The sequence below is a fragment of the Aequorivita xiaoshiensis genome, from assembly GCF_022008395.1.
Lineage (GTDB): Bacteria > Bacteroidota > Bacteroidia > Flavobacteriales > Flavobacteriaceae > Aequorivita > Aequorivita xiaoshiensis.
Window position 1 is genome coordinate 1 of the sequence record NZ_JAIRBB010000041.1, and the last position, 1,598, is coordinate 1,598.

Consider the following 1,598-nt stretch of genomic DNA (forward strand, 5'->3'; position numbering starts at 1 on the left):
ATTTTTGATTCTATCTCTCGATAAAATCCTTTCATATTTGAAAATTTATTTCCATTTATCTCTATTATTCGCATTTTGGTAAATTAAGCACAACGTGTTTGTATAAGATTAGTTGCGTGGTTTAAGCACCTAATTTAGCAAATACAAACCGAATAGAAAATCCGCGAGGATTTTCGTAAGCAGGCTTGTACCAAGCAATTAATTTTATACGGTGTTAGCCACAGTATTTTTTCACGTTGTTGTTTTTCCATCGTAATATATGTAGTGCAAAGCTCTTATTGCATTCACACAATGATTTCCCCAATGAGAGGTAAATCCGAATTTTAATTGCCAAAGTCCATCTTCGATTGCCTCGTCCGTTCCGATTTGGTCTATTTTATAAAGTTCCTCTTTCAAATCCGCATAAATACCCGCAACATCATCGACTAACCAACCTTGAGTCGGCTCGTTATCTTTTTCGTAAGTTGGGTCAAAAACTTCCCAATAAAAACAATCTTTTCCAAGTGAGGAAATCAGATTGACGTTTCGTTCTTTTAGTTTCTCTCTTGTAAAAGTTTCAAATTCCGAGTTTTCATTTGAGTGAATTAATTCGACCGATTTCAGAGAAAGTCCAGCGTTATATAATTTAGTCAGTTTTTTATGGATTTCAGGATAAAATTCCTTTTCCTTTATCTCTTTATTTTCAATCAGTTCAATAAAACCGCGTGCAATTTTTAAGAAACCTTGCGTTTCCTTTTGTTCGAGTAATAATTGTATTTCTTTAGTCAAATTTTGCATTCGTGTGGTCATATTGTGGCTAACGGTATTGTATATGGCTCGTAGCGTGCAAATAAGCTGTTTCCATGCGGTTGAGCACAAGCCAGATTTTTAAATTTTACTATTTATCTTTTTAACTGGAAATCGTCAAATTTAAAAATTTGGCGACTTTCCAAATACGCCTTAACTTCGATTAATCAACTAATTAGCTATGAGCTATATACGTTGTTGTGCGCAGGCTTTATTCCGCTGTAATTGACTTCCAATAAATTCCCATTTGACCGCGTTTATCGGTTTTTATTTTGGGTCTTTCGCCATTTTTTACTCGAACTTTTTTCTTTAATTCGACAATGTCTTTAAATCTATCAAATACAAAGTCCCAACTCATATAATAATTCAGCATCCACATAAGTTCTTCATCCGTTTGATTTCGGTCAATCAAAGTTTTTAAATCTGTAATAATTTTCCGCTCTGTTTTTTCGTCAAGTTCATTTATTCCTGTCAGATAATGTGGCTCTGTAAGCGCATACCATTGAATAAATATACCTCTTTTTAGTGCCTCAATATTTTTATCCGATAATTTGGAATATTCGTTATGCACTTTTTTGTATTCCACTTGAATTTCTTCTAAAGTCAATTTTTGATTATTCGAACTAATTTTTCCTTCGTAAATATTAATTACGTTGGTATATAAATCAATTTCCTTATTTGCTAATTCGATTAACGTCATTTTTTTTAGCTTGCGCACAACGTGTGTGTATATGACAAGTAGCGTGCAAAAATGCGCTAATTTTTCGGTTGCGCCACAAGCCAATTTTTTGTTTTAAGTTTTTATCTTTAAA

General features: G+C 32.9%; 2 protein-coding genes. Both read right to left on the reverse strand.

Features of this window, described 5'->3' with window-relative positions; all coding sequences use genetic code 11:
• Positions 1-231 precede the first annotated feature (231 nt).
• Positions 232-777 (reverse strand): DUF5063 domain-containing protein, encoded by a 546-nt coding sequence (locus K8344_RS13865; RefSeq protein WP_237609274.1) that lies wholly within the window; start codon positions 775-777, stop codon positions 232-234.
• A 220-nt stretch (positions 778-997) separates the two neighbouring features.
• Positions 998-1,486 (reverse strand): hypothetical protein, encoded by a 489-nt coding sequence (locus K8344_RS13870; RefSeq protein WP_237609275.1) that lies wholly within the window; start codon positions 1,484-1,486, stop codon positions 998-1,000.
• Positions 1,487-1,598: the final 112 nt, after the last annotated feature.

Excerpts from the sequence above, each read along its gene's own strand:
- K8344_RS13865 (WP_237609274.1), bottom strand. The coding sequence starts at position 777 with ATGCAAAATTTGACTAAAGAAATACAATTATTACTCGAACAAAAGGAA.
- K8344_RS13870 (WP_237609275.1), bottom strand. The coding sequence starts at position 1,486 with ATGACGTTAATCGAATTAGCAAATAAGGAAATTGATTTATATACCAAC.